General features: G+C 44.7%; 1 protein-coding gene. It reads left to right on the top strand.

Annotated elements, in window-relative coordinates; translation table 11 throughout:
* Nucleotides 1-434: Gfo/Idh/MocA family protein (locus tag KJQ99_RS09830; protein ID WP_214150728.1), on the top strand; the 434-nt coding region annotated here is incomplete at both ends.

The raw sequence follows: 434 nt of genomic DNA, 5'->3' as shown, positions 1-434 counted from the left end.
AGGAAAAGCAAAATCTCATCAATGTCCCGGTTTTTGAAAGCTATTCGGAACTTTGCCAAAGTCCGGACGTTGATGCAATTTTTGTTCCGACATCAAACACAAATCACTATGAAGGAGCAAAACTTGCGCTTGAAAACAAAAAGCACGTTTTGATCGATAGCCCATTCACCAAACACAAAGTCGGAGCAAACGAATTGTTTCTGCTTGCTGAAAGACAGAGCTGCTTTTTGATGGAAGCACAACAGACCGTTTTTCTGTCGGCTTATGCCCGCATCAAAGAAATGAGTGCAAATGAAGAAATCGGAACAAGCTGCTACGTTGAAAGTCGCACCCACCGTCCATATGATGCTGCTTGGACGCGCTCGCTTGAACGAGGATGCGGAGCATTAAACCTCTGTGGAGCTTATCCGCTCACCTTGATTCCTTTTCTCTTG

This window comes from Campylobacter sp. 2018MI13 (genome assembly GCF_018501135.1).
Lineage (GTDB): Bacteria > Campylobacterota > Campylobacteria > Campylobacterales > Campylobacteraceae > Campylobacter_E.
Note: the sequence above shows the minus strand (reverse complement) of the source record. Positions and strands in the feature narration are given on the sequence as shown.